This window comes from Acidobacteriota bacterium (genome assembly GCA_016712445.1).
Lineage (GTDB): Bacteria > Pseudomonadota > Alphaproteobacteria > Caulobacterales > Hyphomonadaceae > Hyphomonas.
The window spans coordinates 768,760-793,553 of record JADJRB010000001.1 but is presented as its reverse complement, the minus strand read 5'-3'; the positions used below and the strand labels follow the sequence as shown (position 1 = coordinate 793,553).

General features: G+C 66.2%; 22 protein-coding genes and 1 tRNA gene. 14 read left to right on the top strand and 9 right to left on the bottom strand.

What is annotated here, in order from left to right:
* Positions 1-3: 3 nt before the first annotated feature.
* On the bottom strand, positions 4-1,959 hold the full coding sequence (locus IPK75_03990; GenBank protein MBK8197508.1) for a DUF885 domain-containing protein: 1,956 nt from the start codon (positions 1,957-1,959) through the stop codon (positions 4-6).
* 107 nt (positions 1,960-2,066) lie between these two features.
* On the opposite strand from IPK75_03990, the gene IPK75_03985 reads away from it, so the two are divergent.
* The 5 genes from IPK75_03985 to IPK75_03965 all read left to right on the top strand — a co-directional run bounded on the left by IPK75_03985 (position 2,067) and on the right by IPK75_03965 (position 7,389).
* The gene (locus tag IPK75_03985; protein ID MBK8197507.1) at positions 2,067-2,858 is read left to right on the top strand and encodes a SapC family protein; all 792 of its coding nucleotides are present in this window, start codon (positions 2,067-2,069) and stop codon (positions 2,856-2,858) included.
* A gap of 173 nt (positions 2,859-3,031) precedes the next feature.
* A complete protein-coding gene (locus tag IPK75_03980) occupies positions 3,032-5,140 on the top strand; it encodes a thioredoxin family protein (protein MBK8197506.1) in 2,109 nt (702 codons plus the stop codon).
* A 41-nt stretch (positions 5,141-5,181) separates the two neighbouring features.
* On the top strand, positions 5,182-5,826 hold the full coding sequence (locus IPK75_03975) for a redoxin domain-containing protein (protein MBK8197505.1): 645 nt from the start codon (positions 5,182-5,184) through the stop codon (positions 5,824-5,826).
* A gap of 86 nt (positions 5,827-5,912) precedes the next feature.
* Positions 5,913-6,893, top strand: coding sequence for an alpha/beta hydrolase (locus tag IPK75_03970; protein ID MBK8197504.1), 981 nt, complete (start codon positions 5,913-5,915; stop codon positions 6,891-6,893).
* 58 nt (positions 6,894-6,951) lie between these two features.
* Entirely contained in the window at positions 6,952-7,389 is a 438-nt protein-coding gene (locus IPK75_03965; protein MBK8197503.1) for a hypothetical protein, read from the top strand.
* Here IPK75_03965 and IPK75_03960 read toward each other — a convergent pair.
* From IPK75_03960 to ggt, 4 genes are all read right to left on the bottom strand, one after another.
* On the bottom strand, positions 7,386-8,207 hold the full coding sequence (locus IPK75_03960) for a ferredoxin--NADP reductase (protein MBK8197502.1): 822 nt from the start codon (positions 8,205-8,207) through the stop codon (positions 7,386-7,388). The two genes, IPK75_03965 and IPK75_03960, sit on opposite strands and share 4 nt — an antisense overlap.
* Positions 8,208-8,281: 74 nt before the next feature.
* Positions 8,282-8,842, bottom strand: a complete 561-nt coding sequence (locus IPK75_03955; GenBank protein MBK8197501.1) for a rhodanese-like domain-containing protein — start codon at positions 8,840-8,842, stop codon at positions 8,282-8,284.
* 115 nt (positions 8,843-8,957) lie between these two features.
* Positions 8,958-9,545 carry a thymidine kinase gene (locus IPK75_03950; protein MBK8197500.1) on the bottom strand — a complete coding sequence of 196 codons (588 nt, stop codon included), beginning with the start codon at positions 9,543-9,545 and terminating at the stop codon, positions 8,958-8,960.
* Positions 9,546-9,554: 9 nt separating this feature from the next.
* On the bottom strand, positions 9,555-11,330 hold the full coding sequence (gene ggt / locus IPK75_03945; protein ID MBK8197499.1) for a gamma-glutamyltransferase: 1,776 nt from the start codon (positions 11,328-11,330) through the stop codon (positions 9,555-9,557).
* A 78-nt stretch (positions 11,331-11,408) separates the two neighbouring features.
* Between ggt and IPK75_03940 the strand changes: the two genes are divergently transcribed.
* From IPK75_03940 to IPK75_03920, 5 genes are all read left to right on the top strand, one after another.
* Positions 11,409-12,404, top strand: coding sequence for a P1 family peptidase (locus IPK75_03940; protein MBK8197498.1), 996 nt, complete (start codon positions 11,409-11,411; stop codon positions 12,402-12,404).
* The gene (locus tag IPK75_03935) at positions 12,401-13,435 is read left to right on the top strand and encodes a serine protease (protein ID MBK8197497.1); all 1,035 of its coding nucleotides are present in this window, start codon (positions 12,401-12,403) and stop codon (positions 13,433-13,435) included. The genes IPK75_03940 and IPK75_03935 overlap by 4 nt, the downstream gene beginning before the upstream one ends.
* 69 nt (positions 13,436-13,504) lie before the next feature.
* Positions 13,505-13,581, top strand: a tRNA-Arg gene (locus tag IPK75_03930).
* 178 nt (positions 13,582-13,759) lie between these two features.
* A complete protein-coding gene (locus IPK75_03925; protein MBK8197496.1) occupies positions 13,760-14,233 on the top strand; it encodes a hypothetical protein in 474 nt (157 codons plus the stop codon).
* 77 nt (positions 14,234-14,310) lie between these two features.
* Positions 14,311-17,538: a PAS domain-containing protein gene (locus tag IPK75_03920; GenBank protein MBK8197495.1), complete on the top strand. Its 3,228-nt coding sequence runs from the start codon at positions 14,311-14,313 to the stop codon at positions 17,536-17,538.
* On the opposite strand, the gene IPK75_03915 is transcribed toward IPK75_03920, so the two are convergent.
* The 3 genes from IPK75_03915 to efp all read right to left on the bottom strand — a co-directional run bounded on the left by IPK75_03915 (position 17,520) and on the right by efp (position 19,479).
* A complete protein-coding gene (locus IPK75_03915; GenBank protein ID MBK8197494.1) occupies positions 17,520-18,224 on the bottom strand; it encodes a response regulator transcription factor in 705 nt (234 codons plus the stop codon). The genes IPK75_03920 and IPK75_03915 overlap by 19 nt on opposite strands.
* Before the next feature lie 102 nt (positions 18,225-18,326).
* Entirely contained in the window at positions 18,327-18,854 is a 528-nt protein-coding gene (locus tag IPK75_03910) for a PilZ domain-containing protein (protein ID MBK8197493.1), read from the bottom strand.
* A gap of 52 nt (positions 18,855-18,906) precedes the next feature.
* Positions 18,907-19,479, bottom strand: a complete 573-nt coding sequence (gene efp, locus IPK75_03905; protein ID MBK8197492.1) for an elongation factor P — start codon at positions 19,477-19,479, stop codon at positions 18,907-18,909.
* A 112-nt stretch (positions 19,480-19,591) separates the two neighbouring features.
* Here efp and genX point away from each other — a divergent pair, with 112 nt between their 5' ends.
* Together genX and IPK75_03895 are read left to right on the top strand one after the other, a co-directional pair.
* Positions 19,592-20,635, top strand: a complete 1,044-nt coding sequence (gene genX / locus IPK75_03900) for an EF-P lysine aminoacylase GenX (GenBank protein ID MBK8197491.1) — start codon at positions 19,592-19,594, stop codon at positions 20,633-20,635.
* The gene (locus IPK75_03895) at positions 20,632-21,669 is read left to right on the top strand and encodes a lysine-2,3-aminomutase-like protein (protein ID MBK8197490.1); all 1,038 of its coding nucleotides are present in this window, start codon (positions 20,632-20,634) and stop codon (positions 21,667-21,669) included. The genes genX and IPK75_03895 overlap by 4 nt, the downstream gene beginning before the upstream one ends.
* Here IPK75_03895 and IPK75_03890 read toward each other — a convergent pair.
* Positions 21,651-22,520 (bottom strand): hypothetical protein, encoded by an 870-nt coding sequence (locus IPK75_03890; GenBank protein MBK8197489.1) that lies wholly within the window; start codon positions 22,518-22,520, stop codon positions 21,651-21,653. The genes IPK75_03895 and IPK75_03890 overlap by 19 nt on opposite strands.
* A 565-nt stretch (positions 22,521-23,085) precedes the next feature.
* Here IPK75_03890 and IPK75_03885 point away from each other — a divergent pair.
* On the top strand, positions 23,086-23,976 hold the full coding sequence (locus IPK75_03885) for an acyl-CoA desaturase (GenBank protein ID MBK8197488.1): 891 nt from the start codon (positions 23,086-23,088) through the stop codon (positions 23,974-23,976).
* Positions 23,977-24,092: 116 nt separating this feature from the next.
* Positions 24,093-24,779 (top strand): VWA domain-containing protein, encoded by a 687-nt coding sequence (locus IPK75_03880; GenBank protein ID MBK8197487.1) that lies wholly within the window; start codon positions 24,093-24,095, stop codon positions 24,777-24,779.
* Positions 24,780-24,794 lie beyond the last annotated feature (15 nt).

The window sequence follows — 24,794 nt, the reverse complement described above, 5'->3', positions numbered from 1 at the left end:
CGCCTAGCGCGAAGCGGCGGTGTACCAGTGGGTGACGTCCGCCTCGACCATGTCGAGCGGACGGGGGCCGCCGTCGAGAATGGCCGCGTGGAATTGCCTGGCATCGAAGCGGGGGCCCAGCACGCGCTGGGCCCTTTCGCGCAGGTCGAGCAGCCGCTGGCGGCCGATCCAGTAAGCGGCGGCCTGTCCGGGCCAGACGCTGTAGCGGTCGACCTCGTCGGCGGCCGCCTCGACGCCGAGGCCGGTTACCGAGATGATGTAGTCGATGGCGCGGTCGCGCGACCATTTCTGCTGGTGGATGCCGGTGTCGGCAACGAGGCGCGCGGCGCGGAGAAGCATCGATTGCAGGTAGCCGATGCGCCCCAACGGATCGTCCGTATAAAGACCACCTTCGTCGGCGAGTGTTTCAGCGTAAGATGCCCAGCCTTCACCGTAGCCGGCGTTCCAGATCAGCTGGCGGGCGAGCGGCAGGTTGGCCTTCTCGGCAGTCAGCGCGCTCTCGAGATGATGGCCGGGCAGGGTCTCGTGGAAGACGAGGGTCGGCAGGCTGTAGTCCGGCCAATCGCTCATCCGGCTGAGGTTGATTTCGAAGCGGGCGGGGTTGCGGCCGTCGGCGGTGCGCGGCGTGTAAGCGGCGGACGGCGCGGAGGCGGCGAACGCGGCGGGAATCATGCTGACCGTCACGTTCGATGCAGGACTTGCGCCGATCTGGGCATCGACCACGCCCTGCGCGCGGGTGGTCAGCGCGCTCAGCCGCTCGATCAGGGCGGCGCGTCCGAGGTCCGAGGCTTCGTAAAGCTGGCCCGGCTGCGCGGCGAGCAAGGTTAGGCGTTCAGAGACTGTGCCTTCAGTGAGGCCGACACCGCCGAGGGCGCTGTCGAGCTCTGAGGTCAGCCGGGTGACATCCGCCATGCCGCGCCGATGCAGTTCAGCGGGCGTTTCTTCGGTGCCGGTATAGGCCGCCAGGACGGCGCGGTAATAGGCGTCGCCGCCTGCGACTTGCCAGATGCCCGGTTCGGCCGGTGCAATTTCGGCCAGCGCGGCCACTGTGTCGGCGAACCGCTGGTAGGCGGGCGCAACGTCGCCGGTGAGCAGGTCGCGCAGCCGCTTGGAATTGGCCGCGCGCGCGTCCGGCGTCAGGCCTTCGACGCCGTTCTGCAGATTGTCGAAGATTTCAACGATCGCGGGGGTTTCGGGAACTTCGGCCGGGACGGCGCCGGGCGTGGGCGCAGGCACGGTGAGCGGCGCGGGCAAGGGCGTGAGGGCCGGAACGGCGGCGTTCACCCGGGCGCCGGCCTCGGCGAGCGCCTGCATGCGCGCGAGCACCGCTACTGGCGGCACCACGCCGGCCCGGGCATCGGCCTCGAGGCGGCGGCGATCGTCGTCGATCGCGCCCGGCAATTGCGAGACGCGCGCGAGGAAATCCTGGGCGTCGGCAGGTGTTTCGAGCGGCTGGCGGCGCACCAGCAGTTCCGGCACGTCGAGATAGGCGCCGCTCATGTGGTCGGCGACATAGGGGGAGAAGGACGACAGGTCGCCCTTGCCATGGCCGGCGACGAGCACTGCTTCGGCCGCTTCATAGGCGGCGATGACGGCGTCAAGGTTGCGAGCGAGCGCGCTGCCGGGGGCAGGGCGGGCAGTGCGCACCAACACGTCGAGGGTTTCAAGCCGCTGAAGGCGCGCGCGCTCGAAGGCCGCCTGCGAGCGGTCGGTCAGGAAGCCGGCAAAGGGAAAACCGACCACCTCCGGGTTCAGGCCAAGCTCGGTGGCAAGCTCCGGGTCGCGCACGAGTTCGTTCTGCGCAACCGTGTTCAGCGTGCGCTCGACCTCGCGCGCAATCCGGCGCGGCGTGCCCTGCGGATCCGCGTCGCCGGAACACGCCGAAAGCAGCATGGCCGCGACAGCGCCGGCCAGACTGGCAGTCAGGGCGCGGCGGCCGGTGGGAGGGGTTGGGAGCATGACGATTTTTTCACGGCAAAGGCACTGTAATTGAGCCCGGTTCGGGTGTTGTGGCCAGAGTATATTTCCGGTAGCACTCGCGCCAAATCCTGAGGAGTTCAGAGCCCGTGACCACGACTGCAGCTGGCGGTTCGCCGCCCATCACCGGACAAGTCCTGTTCTACAAGCAACCGCAGCCCCTGTCGGCCGAGAACCATGGCGGCCTTGGCGTGAAGCAGGTGGCCCAGCCGTTCGCGTTCCTGCGCGAAGCGCATGCCGTGCCGGTGACTGTGACCGAATTCGGCGTGGCTGCGGCTTCGTATCCGATCATCTTCGTGGGCGATGACCGCACGCCGGTTTCGGTCATGGGTGTGCGCCAGGGCCAGAACCTGTTCGTCGACACCAATGGTTTCGTGATCGAAGATTACTACATCCCGGCCTTCGTGCGCCGTTATCCGTTCGTGTTTGCCGCAGACGAGGGCTCCGACCGGCTGTTGCTTTGCGTCGACCGCGCGGCGCCGATGGTGTCGAACCAGCCGGACGTGGCCTTCTTCGAGAACGGCCAGCCGAGCAAGTTCACGCAGGACGCCATCGAATTCTGCAAGGAGTTCGAGCGCCAGCGCCGCGCGACGGTCGATTTCGTCAAGATGATCTCGGCGATGGACCTGTTCGAGCAGAAAACCGTGGCATTCCAGCCGCGCGATGCCCAGGGCCGCGAAGTTGGCCCGCAGCAGAAGGTTGCCGACTACTGGGCGATCTCCGAGGAGCGCCTGAACGCGCTGCCGCCCGAGAAATATCTCGAGCTGCGCAACAATGGCGCGCTCGGCGCCTGCTACGCCCACCTCGTGTCGCTGCTCAACTGGTCGAAAGTGATCCAGCGCGCCGTGCGCACGCCGCCCCCGGGCCAGGCCGCCGCCTGACGGGGAAACCCAAGGTAAACGCGGATTTCCCGCAATTGAAACGGCTCTCCCGCGGGAGGGCCGTTTTCTTTTCGCGGTCAGGTGCGGCATCACGATGAGGCGAGTGGGGTTTGCGCCCCGGTGCGGGCAGCGCATATGCTGGCCGGGCAAAGGATTTGCAGGGGTTGCGATTGATGATGCGCGTTTACCACGCCGTGGCCGCGGCCTTTCTCGGGCTGAGCCTCCTGTCGCCGGGCGCCTCGGCGCAGGAAGGGCCGGGCCGCAAGGCGGAGGCCGAGCTGATTTCCGACCGCGCCAGCGTTGCGCCGGGCGAGACGATCCACGTGGCGCTGCACATGACGATGCAACCGGGCTGGCACATCTACTGGAAGAATGCGGGCGATGCCGGCCTGCCGCCCCAGCTGATCCTCAACGACGATACGGGCCTGCCGGACGGCGCGCTGGGCGAGTTCATGTGGCCGCTGCCGAAGCTGCTGCCGGTCGTCGAAGGCGAGATCATGGACTACGGCTATGACGACGAAGCCGTGTTCGTCATGCCCCTGAAGGTGCCGGAGGATGCGAGCGGGGAGCTGCGTCTTGAAGGGGTTGCCGACTACCTGATCTGCGAGTCGGTCTGCATTCCGGAAACCGCCGATGTATCGCTGGTGCTCGGTGTCGGGGCACCGGTCGAGAACCAGGTATCGGGCGAGCTGATCGGCCGCTGGATTGCCAGGGTGCCGGGACCCTTCGCGGGCGAGGCGCGTATTTCGGACGCGGCCGCGCCGTGGACACTCAGCCTCGCGCCGGAGGACGCGTTCGCCGAAGGAACGCGCGTGCGCTTCTTCCCGAACGGGCATGAGATCAGTCATCCGGCAGAGCAGCCCCAGCGGGCGGGGCCGGGCGGTGTGAGCGTGTCGCTGACGCCGGACCGGGCGGGCAAGGTCGGCGAGACGCTGGAAGGGATCATCCGGGTGGAGGCGCCGGGCGCCGAGCCGGTGGGCTATGAAATCCGCGCGGTGCGCGGCGATGTGCTGCCGGGCACGTCTGACGCCGCCGTCATCGAAACGGCTGCGGCGAGCGCCGCGCCGGTGGACATGCGCGCCTTGCTGGGGCTCGCGGGCCTCGCGTTTCTCGGCGGCGTGATCCTCAACCTGATGCCCTGCGTGCTGCCGGTCCTGTCGATGAAGGCGGTGGGGATGGTGTCGGCCGCGGCGACCGGGCATGCCGGCGAGATCAAGTCTCACGGCGTGTGGTACACGGCGGGGGTGATGGTATCCTTCCTCGCGCTGGCGGCGGTGATCCTGGCAGTGCGGCAGGCGACCGGATTTGCGACGCTCGGGTTCCAGATGCAGCATGCGCCGACGGTGGCCGTCCTTGCACTGATCATGTTCGGTGTCGGCCTTTGGCTGATGGGCTTTTTCGAACTTGGCACGTCGATCACCAATACCGGCTCGGGGCTTGCGAGCCGGGGCGGGGCGCTGGGCGCCTTCTTTACCGGCGTGCTGGCGGCCGTGGTGGGGGCGCCGTGTGTCGGCCCGTTCCTCGGCGCGGCGCTCGGCGCGGTGATGAGCCAGCCGGCCGCGGCGGTGGTGATCGTGTTCGCAGCCATGGGCTTCGGCATGGCGTTGCCGTTCCTGATCCTGAGTTTCCTGCCGGGCCTGCACAAGTTGCTGCCGAAGCCCGGCAAGTGGATGGACACCCTGAAACAGGCGTTCGCGTTCCCGATGTTCCTGACGGCCGCCTGGCTTCTGTCGGTGCTGGCGGGCCTTGCCGGCGCTGCGGCGGTCGGCTGGACGCTCGCCGGGGCGACGGCGCTGGCCTTCGCGGTCTGGGTGTCGCGCGGCGGCGGCAATGTGCGCAAAGGGCTCGCGCTGGCGGCGCTGGCGGCGGGCTTCTTGCTGCCGGCGGTGCAGGCGAACGTGCCGGCCGGGGCGGCGGCAACCGTGCCGACGCTGCCGGCCTATGCCGAAGGCGCGTGGAGCCCTGAGGCGGTGTCGGCGGAACTAGCGGCGGGCCGGCCGGTATTCGTCGATTTCACGGCGAGCTGGTGCGCGAGCTGCCAGGTGAACAAGCTGACGACGCTGTCGACGAAGAAGGTGAAGGCGGCGTTCGCGCAGGCGGATGTGGCCTTCCTGGTGGCGGACTTCACGCAGAAGGATCCGGTGATTGCAGAGGAACTGAAGCGGCGCGGACGGGCCGGCGTGCCGATGTACCTCTGGTATCCCGCCGGTAGCAGCGAGCCGGAGGTCCTGCCGGAATTGCTGTCTCAAGAACTTGTTATTGGACTTGTCGAGGGCAGCTAGGCTGAATGCCTGGCAGACAATCATTCCGGAAGGAGACGACGATGCAGATCACCCGCCGCCATCTTTCACTTGCCGCCGGCATGGCCGCCGCCGTGGCGCTGACGGCCGGGGCGCTGATCGCGTCGACCGCCGAAGCAGCGCCGGCGACCGGCCTGGCCGCGCCGGACTTCAGCGGCGTCACCTCGGCCGGTGAGACGATCTCGCTGTCGGACTTTGCGGGCAAGACGGTCGTGCTCGAATGGACCAATGATGGCTGTCCGTTCGTGCAGAAGCACTACACCTCGCCGCCGTCGAACATGCAGACCTTGCAGAAGTCGGCAGCAGCGGACGATGTGGTCTGGATTTCGGTGATCTCGTCGGCGCCGGGCAAGCAAGGCTTTGCTGACGGTGCGCGCGCCGATGCGCTGACGGCCGAACGCGGCGCGGCGCCGGCGCACGTGGTGCTCGATCCGGACGGGACGATCGGCAAGCTCTACGGCGCGAAGACAACGCCGCACATGTTCGTCATCTCGGCCGACGGCGCGCTGGCCTATGACGGCGCGATCGATTCGAAGGCAACCGCCAAGGTTTCCGATATTGCGACCGCGACCAACTACGTAACCGCTGCACTGGCGGACATCGAGGCCGGCAGGCCGGTCGCGACGCCGGTGTCGAAACCCTATGGCTGTTCGGTGAAGTACAAGTAGCACCGGGCCTGGCCCCGCTGACGCAAGGGCGGGGTTGATCGGCGCGGCCACTCCGGCGCACAGTGTGCAAAAGCCGGGGAGGGCCCATGAGCCGCGACAATGATCCGATCGTCCGCGACCAGCCGGCGGAGATGCCGTCCGAGGGCGGGCCGCTTGCTGACTATCGCGGCGCGCTGCCGCCGGCGCCTGACTGGTTTCCGGATGCGGTGGCGACACCCTACGAAACACACCGGATCGAGGTGCTGGGGGCCGAGGTCAGCTACCAGCGCTGGGGCAAGCGCGGTGCGCCGGGGCTTTTGTTCGTACACGGAAATGGTGCGCACGCGCACTGGTGGGATTTCATCGCGCCCTATTTTGCCGAGCACTACAACGTGGCGGCGCTGACCTTCTCCGGCATGGGCGAAAGCGCGTGGCGCGAGAACTATGACATGGCGACCTTTTCGGCCGAGCAGGTGGCGGTGGCGGAGGATGCCGGCTTGTTCGAGGGGCCACGCAAGCCGGTGATCGTGGCGCATTCCTTCGGCGGGTTCGTGACACTGGTGACCGGCGCAGAGCATGGCGAACGGTTCGAAGGCATGGTGATCGTCGACAGCCCGGTGAACCCGCCCGAGCGGCCGCACCAGGGGCCGTCGCGCGCCGGGCGTCCGCACCGGATCTATCAGGACCTTGCCACGGCACTGGCGCGGTTTCGGCTGGCGCCGCCGCAGCTCTGCGAAAACCATTTTGCGATGGACTATATCGCGCGCTGGAGCCTGAAGCGGGCAGAGGGTGGCTGGACCTGGAAGTTCGATCCGACGATCTGGACGCGGTTCGAGCCGGGCCGCGATGGCGGGGAGCTGCTGAAGGCGGCGAAGTGCCGGGTGGCGATCATCCGGGGCGAGGAAAGCGCGCTGATGCCGGACATCGTGCGCGACCACATGCGCAGCCTGCTGGGCCATCAGGTGCCGTTCGTATCGATCCCGCATGCGCGCCACCATGTCATGCTGGACCAGCCGATCGCGTTCATCTCGGCGCTGCGGATGCTGCTGGCTGAATGGGACCATTCCGATCCGCACCGGCGCGTGTGAGCTTGCCAGCCGCGCCGGCGAAGCTAAGGGTGGGCTGAAGCGGCAAACGGAGAAGATCATGTGGCGAGCGGGTGTGCTGGGGCTGGTGCTTGCGGTCTCGGCGTGCGCGAGTGTGTCTCCGTCTTCACCTCCGCCTCCGCCGCCCGCGCCGGATTTCGCGGCAGTGCCGTCGGCGCCCGCACCGGCGCGCGCTGTGCTTTATGCCGACTGCCTTTCGCAGGCGATCACCAAGGATGCGATGGCGCTGGTCGATGACGGGGATACGCAGCTTCTCCAGTTCACCTGCACGGGCGCCCCGGCGCAGCGCTTCAATGAGGCGCTGAGCGTGATGGGGGAAGCGGCGGGAAGTGTCTGGAGCGACGGCGATACGACGTTCCGGGCGACGACCAAAGTGCGCGCCAACCTGTTCGGAGTCGACTATTGCGCCAAGGGGCCGGGCCTCATGGAGTGCCGGATCGTGCTCAACACCGGCCCGTTCCTGACGGCGAAAAACTAGCCGGCGAAGGCTTTCTCGATAACGAATTCGGCCGGCGAGGCATTCGAACCCTCGGTCAGGCCGGCTTTCAGCATCAGCGCCTTGGTGTCCTGGATCATTTCCATCGAGCCGCACATCATCGCACGGTCCGTGGACGGATCGAGCGGCGGCACGCCCAGGTCGGCGAACAGTTTTCCGCTCTCGATCAGGTAAGTGATACGGCCCATGTTCGGATAGGGCTCGCGCGTGGTGCTCGTGTAGAGCGCCAGCTTGCCGCCGACGAGTTCACCGACCAGCGGATCGTCCTTCAGGCTGTCGATCAGGTTGCGGGAATAGGTGAGCTCGGCCACGTCGCGGCAGGTATGGGTGACGATCACCTGTTCGTAGCGCTCATAGGTCTCGGGGTCGCGTACGAGGCTGGCGAAGGGGGCAAAGCCGGTGCCAGTGGAGAACATGTAGAGGCGCTTGCCGGGCGTCAGCGCGTCGAGCACCAGCGTACCGGTCGGCTTGCGGCCGAGCAGAACCTTGTCGCCGGGCTTGATCGACTGGAGGCGGGAGGTGAGCGGACCGTCGGGCACCTTGATCGAGTAGAATTCGAGTTCCTCGTCCCAGGAGGGAGAGGCGACCGAATAGGCGCGCAGCAGAGGTTTGCCGTCTTCCTTGTAGAGCCCGATCATCACGAATTCACCCGAGCGGAAGCGAAAATGAGCCGGGCGGGTGAGGCGGAAGCGGAACAGCCGGTCAGTGTAATGCTCGACGGCGAGGACGGTTTCCTCGGTCGGCCCGTTGGGGTTCACTTTGGCTGCAGCCGGCTGGCTGGCCGTGGCATCAGCGCTCATTTCAGCCCTCCTGAGGGATCGCAGCCCCCAATTGAGCGAGCGGCCTGCCAAAAGCAATGCGTCAGATGATAGCTTTAGTTTTGCTGATAGGTCTGAGGCCGGACCCAGTCGATGTCGGCGTCCTCGATGCTGTAGGCGCCGTCGAGCTCGTAGATGTTCTCGTAGCCATAGCCGTAGAGGTTGATGAAGGTCGGCACGTTGAGGGCCAGCGGGGCCGATTTCAGCATCACCGGTGCAACGTTGTCGGTGAAGTTGTTGTTGCAGTAGATCAGGATCCGGCGGTCCTTGGAGCCGATCACTTCGGCCAGCATGCCAGCCGAAAAGTCCGAGAAATTGAGGTTTACGGCGCCGTCGATATGGCCGAGGGAAAAGGCGCCGAGGCTGCGCGCGTCGAGCAGGATGGTGTTGGGATCAGCCTTCATGGCGTTGAAGGTCTCAAGGTCGACGAGGCGGGACTGGCGGTAGGCGGAAATCTCGCCTGAAAGTTCAAGGAAGCCGGCATAGTCGACTTGTTCCGGCGCAGCCTGGGCCCGGGCGGGCGGGACGGCGAGCGCGCCCAGGGCGATGGCGATGAGCCCGAGCGCTGCGACCAGCGCGATCACCGGCATACGTGTGCGGACGGGTTCCTCGGTCATTTCCAGCCTCCTCTAGCGGCCTCAGGCCTCCAAAGTCGCGAAACTCAGTGGCCAGATTGTGCGCGCATCAAGGAGAAGCTGCGAATTTTGTGCCAGTTGGATAACCGCGCCGGGCTCAGCGGGGCGGAAAGCGGCCCATGCTCTCTTCCCAGTGGCGCCGGCAGAGCGAGACATAAGTAGTCTTGGCGATCGAGATCTGGTCGCCTTCGGTGAGCGCCTTTCCGTCCGGGCCCAGACGAACCACCATCGTCGCCTTGCGGCCGCACTCGCAGATGGTGCGCACTTCGCGCAGGTTGTCGGCGATGGCGAGCAGGGCGGCGGAGCCTTCGAACAGTTCACCGCGGAAATCCGTGCGCAGCCCGTAAGCGAGCACGGGCAGCCCGAGATGGTCGGCAACTCGGGCGAGTTGCCAGGCCTGGTCCTTGGTCAGGAACTGCGCCTCGTCGACGAAGACGGCGTCGAGCCGGCCATTCGCCTTGTGGGTCTCGATCAACGCAAAGAGATCCGTGTCCTGCGTATAGAGCGTCGCTTCGGCCGAGATGCCGATACGCGAGCTGATATGGCCGTCCTCGGCGTCGCGGTACAGCGCCGACGTGAGCAGCAGCACGTCCATGCCGCGTTCACGGTAGTTGTACGCGGCCTGCAGCAGGATCGTCGACTTGCCGGCGTTCATCGCCGCATAGGAAAAGTAGAGCTTGGCCATAGGCGCGGCTCAACGGATCGGTGTGGCCACACCTTCGCGGCGCGGATCGGCGCCGCCTTCGAGGCCGCGGTCACGCACGACGATCAGGTGAAGGCCGGAATTCTCGCCGGTGCGTTCTTCCACCTTGTAGCCCATCTCGCGCAGCGCTTCGGCCGACTGCGGGCCGCCGGCCACATCGACCTCGACAGCGACCGTGTCGCCGCGCGCGATGATGTTCGGCAGGGCCGCAGCTTCCTGGGCGGTCTTGCCCCAGTAGAGCACGCCGACGAGCGTCTTGGCGACATAGGCGATGATCGAGTTGCCGCCCGGCGAGCCGGTGACCATGAACAGGTCGCCGCCCTTGTCGAAGACGAGGGTGGGTGACATCGACGAGCGCGGCCGCTTGCCGGAGCCCGGCGCGTTGGCGACCGGTTTGCCGCCCTTGGTCGGCTCGCGCGAGAAATCGGTCAGCTGGTTGTTGAGGAGGAAGCCGCCGGCCATGCGGGAAGAGCCGAAGGCGGCCTCGACCGTGGCGGTCATCGAGACGGCGTTACCTTCAAGGTCTATGATCGAGATGTGGGTCGTGCCGGCGCCCGGCTCGGTCGGGTCTTCGCCCCACATCGGGCGCAGCGGTTCCTTGCCCAGCACCACTCCCGGGTCGCCCGGTGTCGCCTTGGCGTCCGGCGTGAACACGTCCTTCGCGCGCGCCTTGATGTAGGCGGGATCGATCAGTTCGGCGGTCGGCACCGGCACGTGGTCGGCATCGGCGACATAGTGGTCGCGGTCGGCATAGCCCAGGCGCTGGGCGTCGACGAAGGCTTTCAGATACTGGCTCTCATCAACACCGGTGCCCTTGGGGGCGAGGTATTCATAGAGGCCCATGATGAGGTTCTGGGCGATGCCGCCGGAGCTGGGCGGCGGGGCGGAGCAGATCTTGTAGCCCGACTGCAGCTCGCCGCAGACGGCGTCGCGCACGGCGACCTTGTAGTCCTGCAGGTCCTGCAGCGTCATGGCGCCGCCGTCCGGACCTTCGGTCACGGCGGTGATGATGTCGGCAGCAATGCTTCCCGAATAGAAGGCCGACGGGCCTTCCTCGGCGATGGCGGCGAGGGTGGCGGCATAGGCCGGATTGTTGCGCACGAAGCCGGCCGGCAGGGGTTCGCCGTCCGGATAGAAATAGGCCGCGGTGACCGGGTTGTCGTCGAGCCGGATGGCGCCGCGCAGGCGCGGCTCGGCGAGGGCTTCGGCAAGTTTCGGCGAGACGACGAAGCCATCTTCGGCGAGGTCGATCGCAGGCTGGAACAGCGTCGCCCAGTCGGCGCGGCCGGCAGCTTCGTGGGCGGCCTTGTAAAGCGCGATCTGGCCGGGCACGCCCACCGATCGGCCGGATTGCCAGGCGGTGACGAAGTCCATCACCTTGCCGTCCTTGATGAACAGGTTCTCGTCGGCGGCCGCCGGAGCGGTTTCGCGCCCGTCGAAGACGGTGACAGTGTCCTTCGCGCGGTCGTAATAGACGAGGAAGCCGCCGCCGCCGAGGCCGGAGCTTTCCGGCTCGACCAGCCCGAGCACGGCATGCACGGCGATGGCGGCGTCGATGGCGTTGCCGCCGTCGCGCAGGATTTCCAGGCCGGCTTCCACGGCATAGGGGTTGGCGGCAGCAACCATGCCGCCCTTGGTCCATGAGAGGTCGCCCAGCCCTTCGACGACGTCGGTCTGTGCTTCGGTGGTTGCAGCCGGCGGCGCGGCGGCGGGCTTGGCGCAGGCGGTGATCACAAGCGCGAGTGCAATGCCGGGGATGAGGCGCATGAGAAAACCCTTTGCTTGGCGCGGCGCTCGCAGGCCCTTAAGACCGGAGCTGACAAATCAGATTACAAGGCTCTTAACATGGCAAAGCCGGGGTCGCGCAACCTCATAACAGATGTTCCGGGCATTCGGGTCGGCCAGGCCGAGGATGCCGGCGTGCGCAGCGGCGTGACCGTCATCCTGCCGGACCGGATGAGCGTGTGCGCTGTGGCGGTGGCCGGCGGCGGGCCGGGAACGCGCGAAACCGACCTGCTGGGGGGCGGGCGGCTCGTCGGGGCGGCGGACGCGATCTGCCTGGCCGGGGGCAGTGCTTTCGGGCTCGCGGCGGCTGACGGCGTGATGGCGGGGCTGAAGGCAGAAGGGCGCGGGTTCGCGCTGGTGCCGCGGCCCGGCGTGCCGGCGACGCCGATCGTGCCGGCCGCGATCCTGTACGACCTTGCCAATGGCGGCAACAAGGAATGGGGCGAGACGTCGCCTTATGCGGCGCTGGGGCGAAGGGCGTTCAATGCGACCTCCGATACCTTTCGGCTGGGACGTGCCGGCGCAGGCACGGGCGCGCGCGCTGGCCTTGCGCCCGGCGGAACGGGGTCGGCCAGCATCGTGACCTCGGATGGGTTCACGGTGGGCGCGCTTGCCGCCGTCAATTCTTTCGGTTCGGTGCGGATGCCGGGCAGCGAGGCTTTCTGGGCCTGGCCCTACGAGATTGCAGGTGAGTTCGGCGGGGCGCGACCGGACACGTCGGCCGCCTTCGACGCCGAGGATTGGGGCGCCGCCAAGTCCAATCCTTCGCCGAGGGAGAATACCACGATTGCCTGTATCGCCACCGACGCCGAGCTGACGCGCGACGAGTGCGAACGTGTCGCCCAGATGGCGCTGGCCGGCATGGCGCGGGCGATCCGCCCGGTTTTCGCGCCGACGGATGGCGACGTGGTCTTCGTGATGTCGACCGCGCGGCGCGCACTCGATACGCCGCGTGCGCTTCAGGTTGCGCGGCTTGGTGAGCTGGCCGCCGGCACACTGGCGCGCAGCATTGCGCGCGGCGTGTTCGAGGCCGAGCGGCAGGAGGGGGCGGCATGATCCGTGTGCTGAGATATTTTGCGCTGGGAGCTGCGGGCGCTGCGATACTGGCCGGGTGCATGGTCGCAGGCCGCGACGCGGATGTGGCGGACTGGCCCGGCATGGTGTCGATCCAGACGGTCTCCGGCCGCACCGTCTACCATGAATGCGGCGGCACGCTGGTGACGCCGGACTGGGTGCTGACGGCTGCGCACTGCGCCGAGGACATGCAGGTGGACGCCGACGGACGCGCCGCCCAGTATGCGCGCGCCGCCGACGGGCGCTGGACGCGGCAGGGCGCCGTCGCGGTGGCGATCGGGCTTGGCGACCTGCGCACGATCCCGCCGGGTAGTGTACTGCCTGTCAGCCGCGTCGTGATCCATCCCGGCTACAAGGCGGGCGCGCCGGAGCGAGGCAATGATCTCGCCCTGCTGAAACTCGCCCGGCCCTCCACGGCGCCGGCGATGCCGCTCGATATGCGCGGCGACGCTGCGGGGCGCCTGTTCGAACCCTACGCCGACTTGCTGGCGGCCGGGTATGGCCGCAAGGGCGAGGGCGCGCAGGGGGAAGGGGGCACCACCCGGTCCGGCCGGCAGGTCGCGGCGGGCTCGCTGATCCTGCAGGAAGGCTATGTGCCGCCGGTCGAGATGCAGGAGTGTGCGCAGCGCATCCGGGCGGGCCTGGAACGCGAGGGGCTTGGAGAGACGTTCCGCGGGGTCACGGTGGATGCAGCGACGCAACTCTGCGCCGGCGATGGCGGCACGGATGCCTGCCAAGGCGACAGCGGTGGCCCGCTGGTGCTGCGCACCGCGAACGGCCCGGTGCAGGTGGGCGTGGTGAGCTGGGGGCTCGGCTGCGCGCGGCCGGAAAATCCGGGCGTTTACGCGCGCGTGTCGGCCTATGCCGGATGGATCAGCCGAGAGACGGGCCTTGCCCCGCCGTCGGGGGCGTCTGAAGCGCCCCGGCCGGCCGAAATGCCTGAAGTTTCAGGCACTGATCCCGGCGAGACCCCGCCGGAATCGCCTGCCGGCGCAGACGAAACGCCGGGCTGAATCCATAGGTTTTTGTGGCTTGCAAGGCCGGGGGCTCGCCTGTATGTGTCCCCTCCTTGCAGTGGCAATGCACCCGTAGCTCAGCTGGATAGAGCACCAGACTACGAATCTGGGGGTCAGGAGTTCGAATCTCTTCGGGTGCGCCATGCCTGTTGTTGCAGCTTTCGCCTTGAATGCGGCGTGCGACTCTGAAAACCTCGTGCCTGGGCAATCGTGACGGCTGCGCGGTGCGCGGTTTGAAGCTTTTAGACCCTTGGGAAACGTCTCCCTAGCTTCCTTGGTGCACAGGTGTCGCGGGTGAACAATCAGAACGAGGACGATCGCTTGAAACTCGCTTTCAGCCAGTCAGGTGACGCGTCCCCGCTCGAATACATGACCGTGGTGGCCGTGGAAAAAGCCTTGCGCAAGGTGCGCGCCTTCACCTGCCTTGTGATCGGCAACCGCGTTGAAGCCGACGAGATCGTCGAAGACGCCCTGATCCTCTACCTGTCGACCGACCCGGATGCCGACGATGCAGAGCAGGCCTGCGCGTACATGATCGCGGCAGTTCGGCGGCTCCTGCGTACTTCGGGCGCGCGCGCGCGGCGCGGCGTGGACCTCGAACAGGCGCTGTCGCCCTTGCTCGACCTGTCGCTGGACATCCGTGAGATCGCGGCGCTGCACCTGGGGGCGGGCTTCTCCGCTTCCGAGACTGCTGTGTTGCTCGGGCTCGATATCGCGGAGGTGGCAGCGGCGCTCGACGCGGTGCGCGGCGCGATCGGGCCTGAAACCTATGAGCGGGCCGCCCCGGCCGCCTGAGGCCTGATGGCAGCCCGGGCCGGCCATGCTAGGCTCTCCACCAAGGCCGCCCGAGCGGGCGCAGCAGCGCAGCGCACATGCACGAACGAGAAACCTATTACGAGCGCCATCCGGACCCGATGTGGGTCTATGACTTCGACACGCTGCAATTCCTTGACGTGAACGAAGCGGCGATCGCCGTGTATGGCTATAGCCGCGCAGAATTCCTTGCGATGGACGTGCGCGAGATACGCCCGGCGGAAGATGTGCCCCAACTGCTGGAAGACATCGCCGAGGCGCGGGCAGGGCGAAATGCGCCGCGCGTCTGCAGGCACCTGAAGAAATCCGGCGAGCTGCTGTTCGTGCATGTCGTGGCACGCTCAGTGGACTGGCAAGGCCGGCGCGCGCGTCTTGTGTCGGTGCGCGACATCACGCTGGCGGTTCAGGCCGAGCAGGCCCGCGAGACGCTGCTGGCCCGGGAGGCGAGCCTGCGAAGTGTCGCGGAGGCCGCCGCCGCGCAGTTCGAACGCCTCTTCAGTGCGGTGCCCGGCAACATGCTGGTCCTGTCGCCGGGCGACTGGACCGTGCTGGCGGTGAGCGACGCCCTGCTCGACGCCGCGCGGGTTGAAAAAGCCGCTTTCCTTGGCCGGCCCTTGTTCGAGGCTCTGCCGGATTCCGGCGAGACGCCGCAGGCTGTTTCGTTGCTGCAACTGCGCGCCTCGCTCCAGCAGGTGATCGACACGGGCGAGCCGGACCAGCCGGGCGTGCTCTATTATCCGGTGCCGGTGCGCAGCGGTGACGCGAATGATGCGGGACACCGGCTGTGGATCGCCGTCAATACGCCTGTGAAGGCCGCCGATGGCACGATCAGCTATGTCATGTGCACGCTCGAGGATGTGACGACGATCATCGCCGGGGCGGCGGCCCGGGGCACCAGTTTCGAGATCATCGAACAGGCCCGCCGCGCATTTCCCAGACACGACCTGCCTTACCTTCGCACCACCATGGACCTGCGGTCGGCCATGGCGCGCCTTGCCGAGCAGAATGCCAACCTGCGCACCGCGCAGCGGCTGATCCGCATGGGCGCCTGGAAGTTCGGTCTCGAGACCGGACGTCTGGTCTGGTCGCCTGAAGTGCTCGACATGTACGGCGTCGCGGAAGCCGACTTCGGCGGCTCGTTCGATGCCTACGCGGCGCTGGTCCATCCTGACGACCGCGAAGCGATGACCGAGAATTACCGGGCCTTCGCGCGGTCCGGGGAGCTTGTGTTCGAATTTGCCCACCGCGCGGTACGGCCCGATGGGAAGGTGATCCACGTGCGCGGGATCGGAGAGATCACGGACGCGCCGGATGGGCGTGTGTTGACGGGCGTTGTCCAGGACGTCACACGCCAGGTCGAACGCGACAACCGGCTGCACCTGCTCGACCAGTCGATCAGCCGGCTGAACGATGTCGTGCTGATATTCGAGGCCGCGTCCGGGACCGCCGGCGCCGACGCGCCGATCGTGTACGTCAACCCATCCTTCCTGCGGATCACCGGCATGGCGCTCGAGGATGTGCTCGGCCAGCCGATATCGACCGTGATGCTGGAAGCGGCGCCCGGGGTGCCGCTGGATGTGCTGGTGACGGCGATCGCGAACCCGGTTTCGCTGCGCTCGGACATCCGTCTGTTTGCACGCGACGGGCGGATCGTTCCGGCAGAAATCGACCTGGTGCCGGTGAAGGGCCTCACCGGCAAGGTCACCCACTGGGTGGCTGTGGTGCGCGACATGTCCGAGCGGGACGCGGCCGAAGCGTTGGCGCGCGCCAATGAAGAGCGATTCCAGTTGCTCGCCCGCTCCACCCATGACGTTGTCTGGGACTATGACTTGCGCAAGTCGCAGATCACCTGGAACGACAACTTCCGAAAGCTGGCGGGCAACGCGCAGGCGCCGCTGACGGATGCTCCCTCGTCCTGGCTGAACCGTCTGCATCCGGATGACCGGGCCCGTGTGATCGAAGGATTCTATGGCGCGGCCGCCTCGGCCGCAGACGCCTGGACGGATGAGTACCGGTTCCTGCGGGATGACGGCAATGTGCGCTATGTGTTTGATCGGGGCTTCATCTCGCGGGACGCCAGCGGTATGGCCGAACGGATCGTGGGCAGCATGGTTGACATGACCAACCAGAAGCTGGCGGAGGCCCGCCTGGTGCAGGCCGAGAAGCTGGAAGCGCTCGGCCAGATCACCGGCGGCGTCGCGCATGATTTCAACAATCTCCTGATGGTGATTACCGGAAATGCCGAGACCTTGCTGGAGCGCGTGGAAGATCCCCGCGAGCGGCGCCTGCTGGAGCTCGTCTTCGCCGCCGCCGAACGGGGCAGGGACCTGACCGGCCGGCTGCTTGCCTTTGCGCGGCGTATCCCGCTGAAGCCGGTCGTACTCGAACTGGATGATCAGGTCACGCGCAGCGCGGAACTGTTCCGGCGAACCTTCCGGTCGAACATCCGTATCGAGATGAAACTTGAATCAGGTGGAGCCCGGATCGAGAGCGACCCGGCCCAGCTTGAACTGGTCCTGCTAAATCTCGCCGTGAATGCGCGCGACGCCATGCGCGACGGCGGTGTGTTGACGTTCCACACGCATGTCGACCGGACCGGCGGGCGGGCGCAGGCGGCGCTGACAATATCGGACACGGGCGACGGCATGGATGACGAGACGCTGCGCCGCTGCCTCGATCCGTTCTTCACGACGAAACAGGTGGGCAAGGGGCTTGGGCTCGGCCTCAGCATGGCTTTCGGCTTCATGGAGCAATCCGGCGGCACCTTGCAGATTGCTTCCCAGCCGGGCCGCGGTACGCAGGTGACATTGTTGTTCCCGGAGACAGCCAAGGTGCAGTTGCCTGCGCCGCCGCCGCCGGTCGATGCGCCCATGGGGCGCGGCGAGCATATCCTGCTCGTTGAAGATGAGCCAGGTGTGCGCGAGCATGTCGAGCGTGTGCTCGTTTCGCTCGGCTACCGCGTGACCGCGTGCGAGAGCGCGGACGCTGCGATTGAACGCGTGAGCGAAGGGACCGCGTTCGACCTGATCTTTTCAGACCTCATCATGCCCGGGACGGCGGACGTGCGCGAGCTTCTGAAGGTGGCGCGGCGCCTGTGGCCCGACATCGAGATGCTGTATTCTTCAGGGTATCCGCGCGAACTCGTGGCGCGCGACGGGCGCCTTGCGACCGATATTGAGCTCCTGCCGAAGCCCTACCGGAAGGCCGAGCTCGCCGTACGGCTGCGCGCGATGCTTGACCGTCAGGCCGCTTCCCGCCAGCGCGCGGTTCAGAGCGGCGGCGCCTGAGCGATGAGGCGGTAGCCGGCGCCGCGTGCGGTCTGGACCGTGTCGCCGGCCGATGCTTCCAGCTGAGCCAGCTTGCTCCGCAGGCGGCTGATATAGGTCTCGAGCACTTTCTCGCCTTCACGGTAAGATCGGCCGAACGCTTTCAGGTATAGCTCCTCGCGTGCGACCACGCAGCCGCCAGCGTCAACGAGCGCGCCCAGCAACAGGAATTCGGCGTGGGTCAGGTCAATCTGGCCGGCGCCGAGGCGCAGCATGCGGCGCGACTTGTCGAAGGTGATGGAGCTGATATGCGTCGGCGCGAGGTCCTCCGCGGCCGGAGCTGCCGTGCGGCGCACTAGCCGCGCGACGCGGGCGTGCAGTTCCTTGAGACTGAGCGGCTTGAGAACATAGTCGTCGATGCCGCGATTGATCAGGTCGGCGCGAAATTCGGTTTCGCCCCAGCCGGACAATACGATGATCGGGATGTCGCTGAGGCGGCGGATCTCGGCGATGATCTGCGTGCCCGACGCGTCAGGCAGTTTCATGTCGAGGATCACGCAGTCTGCCGCAGACAGCCCGCCCGAAAACAGCACGGGCTTGAAACTGGCGAAATCCTTGAAAGCTTCGATATGGTCTTGGTGATCCGGCCAGCCAAGCTGGATGGTTTCGATCAGGTCTGCGTCGTCTTCTACGAGGAATATCTGCAAGCGTGCCTCTTCTGGCGATTTCGGCGGCAGGCCATGTTCGGTGGCGCGCCATTTAGAGCTTAACGGGAGGTGGGATCAATTGCGGATGGCCGTGGGAGCGGTTCAGCCTGGACCGGCCGTGCGGCGCAGGTTTACAGGGGTGATCGGCGCGGATGGCTTTTCGGGGCCGGGAGCGACGAATTGTGCGCCAACCTGGTCGCCCCGTTGCCACCGGGTCTCACAGGTGCGCTTTTCAGACTTGCCAGTGTTCGGATTGAGAATGACAAGGACGAAGCTCTCCGGGACCACAAAGGGTGAGCCAAGCTTCAACCGGACGCCACCTTCGGAAATATCGCGGATGGTGACGTCATAGGTCTTGTCGCCCGCGCAGATGATCCGTGCGCCCTTCAGCGCGCGCTGGCGCGGCGTTCGGCGATTGGCGTCTGGCTCGTGATCGGACATCCGTCTGGCCTGGTTCGGGATGCGCGTCGAAGATTGAGGCGGGGGCCGGCGCGCTTCCTTAGAGTAAATCATTGCGCCTGCGTGGTTAAGAATACGTAGTTGGGCAGCAGACGGCGGAAAGTTGGCCAGCGCCGGGCAGACGCTGGCCCAAGTCTGTTCGTATTGGATCGGAAACACGTTGGTTTCCACGCTATCTATGCGCGGCCGGCGGCGTTGGTTCCCGTGCAACTGCAGCGGTTGCTCAGTCCTTGGCGCGTTCCATGTAGCTGCCATCCTCGGTGTTCACCACAACGCGGGTGCCCACACCGACGTGGGCCGGCACCATGATGCGGGCGCCGTTGTCGAGCTTGGCGGGCTTGTAGGAACCCGACGCCGTCTGTCCTTTGACCACCGGTTCGGTTTCCACGATTTCCGCGGTGATGCGGGCGGGCAGGGTGACCGAGACGGCCTCGCCGTTGAACATCTGCAGGATGACCGTCATGTTTTCCTGAAGGTACTGGGCGCCGTCGCCGACCATGGCTGCCGGCACGACCACCTGCTCATAGTTGCCTGAGTTCATGAAGACGTAGTTCTCGCCTTCCATGTACAGGTAGGTGTGGTCGACTTCCTCGACATAGGCCTTCTCGACCTTGTCGGACGTCTTGTAAGTATTCGAGATCTTGATGCCGTCCGAGATGCGGCGCATGTCGATCGTCGTGGTCGGCGTACCTTTGCCGGGACGGAAGGATTCGGCCTTGAGCACAACGTAAAGCTGGCCGTCGGTGTGTTCGATGATGTTGCCTTTGCGGATATCCGCAGCGATTTCAACGGCCATGGGTCGTTCCTGAGTTGCGAGGGCGAAAGCGCCGCTATATACCGCCTCCGCGCCGTTTGGCCAGCGCCGGATGGGTCTTTGGCCCGCTTTGATCCTGCCCCGCCGGAGCCCGATGACCCCCGACAACCCGCCCTGGTGGTCGCCCGCTGCCCATGCCCGTCGCCGCCCCTTCCTGCAGGCACGCGGTGCGGTCAAGGCATCGATGCGCGCCTGGTTCGCGTCAGAAGGCTTCACCGAGACGGAATGTGGCCAGCTGCAGCGCTCACCGGGCAATGAAGCGCACCTGCACGCCTTTGAAACGCGGTTTGTGGCCGAGAACGGCGGGGCGACGCCGCTTTACCTGCACACCTCGCCCGAATTTGCGATGAAGAAGCTGCTCGCCGCCGGTGAGACGCGCATTTTCGACTTCGCCCGTGCTTTCCGGAACCGCGAGACCGGGCCGCGTCATTCGCCCGAATTCACGATGCTGGAATGGTACCGGGCAGGCGAAGGCATCGAGGAGGTCATGCGGGATGCGGCACGGCTGTGCCAGCTCGCTGCGGAGGCCGCAGGAACCCGCACGCTTATCTGGAAAGGCGCCTGCTGTGACCCGTTTGCGGCGCCGGAATTCCTGACGGTGGCGGAGGCCTTTGTGCGCTACGCCGGCATCGATCTCGAGCCTTTGCTGGACGATTCGGCCGGCCTTGCAGCCAAGGCACGGACGGCCGGCGTGAATACGCCGGACGGCGCGAGCTGGACGGACGTCTATTCCGCTGTTCTCGTGACGCGGATCGAGCCGAAGCTCGGGCAGGGGCGGCTGACCTTCCTCCACCGATACCCGGCCAGCGAGGCGGCGCTGTCCCGTCCGGACCCGGACGATCCGCGCTACGCCGAGCGGTTCGAGCTCTATGCCTGTGGGGTCGAACTCGCGAACGGCTATCGCGAACTGACCGACGCGGCCATGCTGCGAGCGCGCCAGGCGTACGAGATGGACTTGAAAGAGGATGTCTACGGCGAGCGCTATCCGCTCGACGAGGCGTTCATTGCTGCGGTGGCCGCTATGCCGGAGGCAAGCGGCGTGGCGCTCGGGTTCGACCGGCTGGTGATGCTGGCGACGGGGGCCGCGCAGATTTCGGATGTCCTCTGGACGCCGCCTCCTGTAGAGGAGCGGGCATGACTGTCGCCACACTCCGTACCGTCGCAGACCTGAAGGCCGCAGGCCTGATCGCCGAGGCGCAGGCCGAACGGCTGGCAGACGTGGCCCGAGCCTATGCCATCGCGCTGCCGGAAGCGATTGCGCGGCGCATCGGACCCGGCGACGCGGATCCGCTTCGCCGGCAGTATGTTCCGTCAGCAGAGGAATTGCGCGTCCTGCCGGGCGAGGCCGCCGACCCGATCGGCGACGGACGGCATTCGCCGCTGCCGGGTCTCGTGCACCGCTACCGCGACCGTGTGCTGATCAAGGCGGCGTCGACCTGCCCGGTCTACTGCCGCTTCTGCTTCCGGCGCGAAATGGTGGGCCCGGAGAAGGGCGACGCACTGACCAAGGCAGAGCTTGCCGATATCCTCGCCTATGTCGCTGCGCACCCGGAGATCTTCGAGGTCATCCTGACGGGCGGCGATCCGATGATGTTGTCCGCCGCCCGCGCGAGGGAGCTGACGCGGTCGCTTTCGGAGATCGAGCACGTCAAGGTCATCCGCTGGCATAGCCGCATGCCGGTAACCCGGCCTGACCGGATCACGCCTGTCTATGCCGACGCCCTCGCGAGCGGCGGCAAGGCGGTGTTTGTCGCCGTGCATGCAAACCATGCGAGCGAGTTCACGCCGGAGGCGGTCGCCGCCTGCCGCCTGCTGGCATCGCGGGGTATCGCGCTCGTGTCGCAGTCCGTGTTGCTGCGGGGGGTCAATGATACACTAGGCGCACTGTCGGACCTGATGCGGACCTTCCTCAGTGCCGGGATCAAACCCTATTACCTTCACCAGCTGGATGCGGCGCCTGGCACGTCGCACTTCCGCGTGCCGGTCGAGGAAGGCCAGGCGCTGGTGCGGGGGTTGCGCGACAGCATATCCGGCCTGGCCGTGCCTCATTACGTGTTCGACATTCCGGGCGGGGTCTCGAAGGCATCGCTCGCGCTGGCCGATGTCGAGCAGCGCGGCGACCGGTTCGAAGTGCGGGGCAGCGACGGCGAATTCTATCCGCTGGCGGACTGATTGGCTTGGCGCGGGCGGCCCATGATCAACAGGGCGACCAGCCCGATGGATGTGGCCTGGCTCGAGAACAGTTCCAGCAGCACTGCGAACAGCCAACTCGGCAGCGAGGCACGCTGCTCGGCCTGCAGCAGGATGTTGCCTGATCCCTGACCCAGCAATTCGGCATTCGCCGCTTCGATCTTGGCGTTCAGTTCGTCCCGGCGTTTCGCGAGGCCGAGTTCATTCTGGGCGTCTCGGTATGGCTTCTGTTCCGTGCGACCGACGCGCTCGACTTCGGCGATGTAGGCCTCTAGGCCCTCGACCGAGCGGGTTTCCGGCGGGATGCCTTCGAGCTGGCGGCGCCAGTCGGCAAGCTGGGTTTCAAGCACATCGCGATTGCTGGCCGCGCTCGACACTTCGGCCGCGGCGCTGAGATTGTTCGAGTGGATATAGATTTCTGTGCCGAGGATCGAGGCGCCGGCGCCGATCAGCGCGAAGACCAGCGAGCGAAGGCTTTCCCACATCCGCTTGTTGGCCGCGTGCCAGTAGACGAAGGTGAAACCGCCGAAAGAGATGACGGCAGCGATAATGCCCGCGGCGCCCCAGACCCGGCCCTGGGCAGGGTCGGACACGGTCGAGGCGAAGGCATTGTAGTTGGCAAAGCCGGACAACCCAGCGGCCATGAGCCCCGCGCCCACAAACACAAGCGCGAGCAAGATTATGATGGCTTTCTCGCCGGCGCCGCGCCGCCGCTCGGCCCGGGCGGCGCGCACTTCCTCGATGCGGCGTTCGTTTTCGGCGCGGACTTCTTCGGGTGAGGGTAGCTTCTGCTCCGGTTTCAACTGCAGAACTTTGCGCTCGGTCTTGAGCAAGGGATTGTGAGCTTTGACCGCCGGTACGTAGCTCGGGCGATCCATATCTTCTGTCGCGGCTTTTTCGTCTCCGGCGGTCGATCGGCCGGAGGGAACGAGCGCATGCTGCGCTTTTCTTCGAGCTATCGTCGGCCGCAGTGTCCAAACGTCCCCGATTTCATTACCTTGTTCGCAGGTGTATCTCAGTGTTCGAAGGTTGATCCGCAGGTTCGGGTCGCCACTTTCCCAGCAGTCGTCATGCACGGGGCACAAAGCCGGGATATCTTCGTCTTGGGTCGCTGCTGTATCGACGCCAAGCTCCCGAAGAACCCAACGGACATCTTCTTCCCGGCTTGCATCAGACATCTTGGCCCCACTTTCTCCCGTGCTTATCTAGCCGGACTGGAGCAGCGGCGTCACCACCCTTGCGGCGCCGGCATCACACTTGCGCGAAGTTCGCAGTTGCGAAGCATTTTCATCTTTGCCGGGCCGCGCGCAGGTCTTAATCAGGTATTAATCGGCGAACAGGAAGACTTCGCCGGAGGGGAACCCAGCCAGAACCGGCGGATGAAAGGAAAGTCGTGCCATGATACCGCGCTCGATCGCGATACCGAAAAACTGGAAGACATTCGACATGCCGAGCTTTTTCTCGGCCTTCGGCTATCCGGTCCTCGGGGTGGCCCTTTTCACCACCATGGTCCTGCTCGGCATCTTCGTCACCGAACTTACCTTCCATTGGTGGTATGTGCCGCTTGCTATCGGCGTCATCGCGTTCTCCGTCTTCTGGTGCAACATGGGCATCGGCCCGCTGCACCGCATCCTTCAGCACCGTGCCGGCGTGCTGGCGCCGCCGGCGCAGGTGCTGGCCATGATCAACCTGATGATTGCGATGCAGGGCCGCGTGCGCGACTGGGTGAACTATCACTCACAGCACCACCGCTTTGCCGATGGCCCCGGCGATCCGCACAACCCGTTTGAATCGAAGCGCTGGGCCTGGGTCGGCTGGATCCTGTTCCGCGACCAGAAGGATGTGGAGCGTCCGATGCCGCTATGGCTGAAGAAGCACCCGATCGTTGTCTGGATGGACCGTTTCTACAACCAACTTAGCCTTGTCATCCACTTCGTCGTGCCGGCGATCATCTACCTGATCGTCTGGGCCTGCGGCGGCTCGCTGGTACTGACGGCGCTGCTGCATGCCAGCGTCATCATCGGCCGGGCGATCCAGTTCCACGCCACCGTTTACGGCATCAACGTGCTGGGCCACCTGAAGACGCCTGTCTGGGCGGACCATTTGATGGCACTGCTGACCGGCGGCGAGGCCTTCCACGACCACCACCATGACGAGCCGCAGAGCGCGCTTCACCGCCCGCGCAAGGGCGTGTGGAATCGCATCGTGGATTACAACGGCACCGTGCTGCTTTTCCTGGAAAAGATCGGCTGGGTGCGGGACCTGAAGATCGCGCCGCGCTTCGCCTGACCCGGCGCGCCTTCGCAGTTGCAGCAACGAATTATGGGAAGCGCCCCCTTTAACCGGGTGGGCGCTTTCCCATTTGGGTTGTCCGGGCGTGGGGGCGCACGAGAGAGGGACTATCCATGACTGACACACAAAAGACGGCCGCACCCGCTGGCCCCTCCCACTCCTATGTCCTGCTTGACCGTACCGGCTCCATGGGCGGCATCTGGGACGAGGCCCTTGGTTCGGTGAATGCCTATGTCGATGCCCTCTCCAAGCCCGAAGGCGGCTTGGCCCCGGACCCCGGCGAGAAGGTGACGCTGGCGGTGTTCGACCATCATTCGGGCCTGCAGTTCGACGTCATCCGGAAAGGCGTGCTGCTGGCGGACTGGAAGACTGTCACGAATGAAGATGCCACGCCGCGCGGGATGACCCCGCTGTTCGACGCGCTGGCGCGAACGGTGGCGCTGGCAGAAGCCGACAATCCGGACCGGGCCGTGATCGTGGTGATGACCGACGGGGAGGAAAACTCCTCACAGGAAGTCACCAAGGATGGCGCCAAGGCGGCGCTCGACCGGGCACGGGCACGTGGCTGGGAGGTTGTTTTCTTGGGGGCTGACTTTGCAAAGTTTGCCGACGCCGGCGCGGTCGGCGTGGCCGGCTCGAAGTCGATGGCGATGGCGCCCGGCATGTTCGAGGGCTCGATGCGCAAGCTCGCGTCCAAGAACCGGGCTTACTACGCACGCCAGTCCGCCTCGGTGGACTTCAACGAGGAAGACCGCGCAGAGTCGGGCGAAAAGGACGTCCTGCGCCGCAAGGGCAAATGATCCGTCCCCTGAGTG

What these genes read in the sequence shown, in the direction of transcription:
- IPK75_03990 (MBK8197508.1), bottom strand. Translation starts at nt 1,959, where the DNA reads ATGCTCCCAACCCCTCCCACCGGCCGCCGCGCCCTGACTGCCAGTCTG.
- IPK75_03980 (MBK8197506.1), top strand. Translation starts at nt 3,032, where the DNA reads ATGATGCGCGTTTACCACGCCGTGGCCGCGGCCTTTCTCGGGCTGAGC.
- IPK75_03975 (MBK8197505.1), top strand. Translation starts at nt 5,182, where the DNA reads ATGCAGATCACCCGCCGCCATCTTTCACTTGCCGCCGGCATGGCCGCC.
- IPK75_03970 (MBK8197504.1), top strand. Translation starts at nt 5,913, where the DNA reads ATGAGCCGCGACAATGATCCGATCGTCCGCGACCAGCCGGCGGAGATG.
- IPK75_03965 (MBK8197503.1), top strand. Translation starts at nt 6,952, where the DNA reads ATGTGGCGAGCGGGTGTGCTGGGGCTGGTGCTTGCGGTCTCGGCGTGC.
- IPK75_03960 (MBK8197502.1), bottom strand. Translation starts at nt 8,207, where the DNA reads ATGAGCGCTGATGCCACGGCCAGCCAGCCGGCTGCAGCCAAAGTGAAC.
- IPK75_03955 (MBK8197501.1), bottom strand. Translation starts at nt 8,842, where the DNA reads ATGACCGAGGAACCCGTCCGCACACGTATGCCGGTGATCGCGCTGGTC.
- IPK75_03950 (MBK8197500.1), bottom strand. Translation starts at nt 9,545, where the DNA reads ATGGCCAAGCTCTACTTTTCCTATGCGGCGATGAACGCCGGCAAGTCG.
- ggt (MBK8197499.1), bottom strand. Translation starts at nt 11,330, where the DNA reads ATGCGCCTCATCCCCGGCATTGCACTCGCGCTTGTGATCACCGCCTGC.
- IPK75_03940 (MBK8197498.1), top strand. Translation starts at nt 11,409, where the DNA reads ATGGCAAAGCCGGGGTCGCGCAACCTCATAACAGATGTTCCGGGCATT.
- IPK75_03935 (MBK8197497.1), top strand. Translation starts at nt 12,401, where the DNA reads ATGATCCGTGTGCTGAGATATTTTGCGCTGGGAGCTGCGGGCGCTGCG.
- IPK75_03920 (MBK8197495.1), top strand. Translation starts at nt 14,311, where the DNA reads ATGCACGAACGAGAAACCTATTACGAGCGCCATCCGGACCCGATGTGG.
- efp (MBK8197492.1), bottom strand. Translation starts at nt 19,479, where the DNA reads ATGGCCGTTGAAATCGCTGCGGATATCCGCAAAGGCAACATCATCGAA.
- genX (MBK8197491.1), top strand. Translation starts at nt 19,592, where the DNA reads ATGACCCCCGACAACCCGCCCTGGTGGTCGCCCGCTGCCCATGCCCGT.
- IPK75_03895 (MBK8197490.1), top strand. Translation starts at nt 20,632, where the DNA reads ATGACTGTCGCCACACTCCGTACCGTCGCAGACCTGAAGGCCGCAGGC.
- IPK75_03885 (MBK8197488.1), top strand. Translation starts at nt 23,086, where the DNA reads ATGATACCGCGCTCGATCGCGATACCGAAAAACTGGAAGACATTCGAC.
- IPK75_03880 (MBK8197487.1), top strand. Translation starts at nt 24,093, where the DNA reads ATGACTGACACACAAAAGACGGCCGCACCCGCTGGCCCCTCCCACTCC.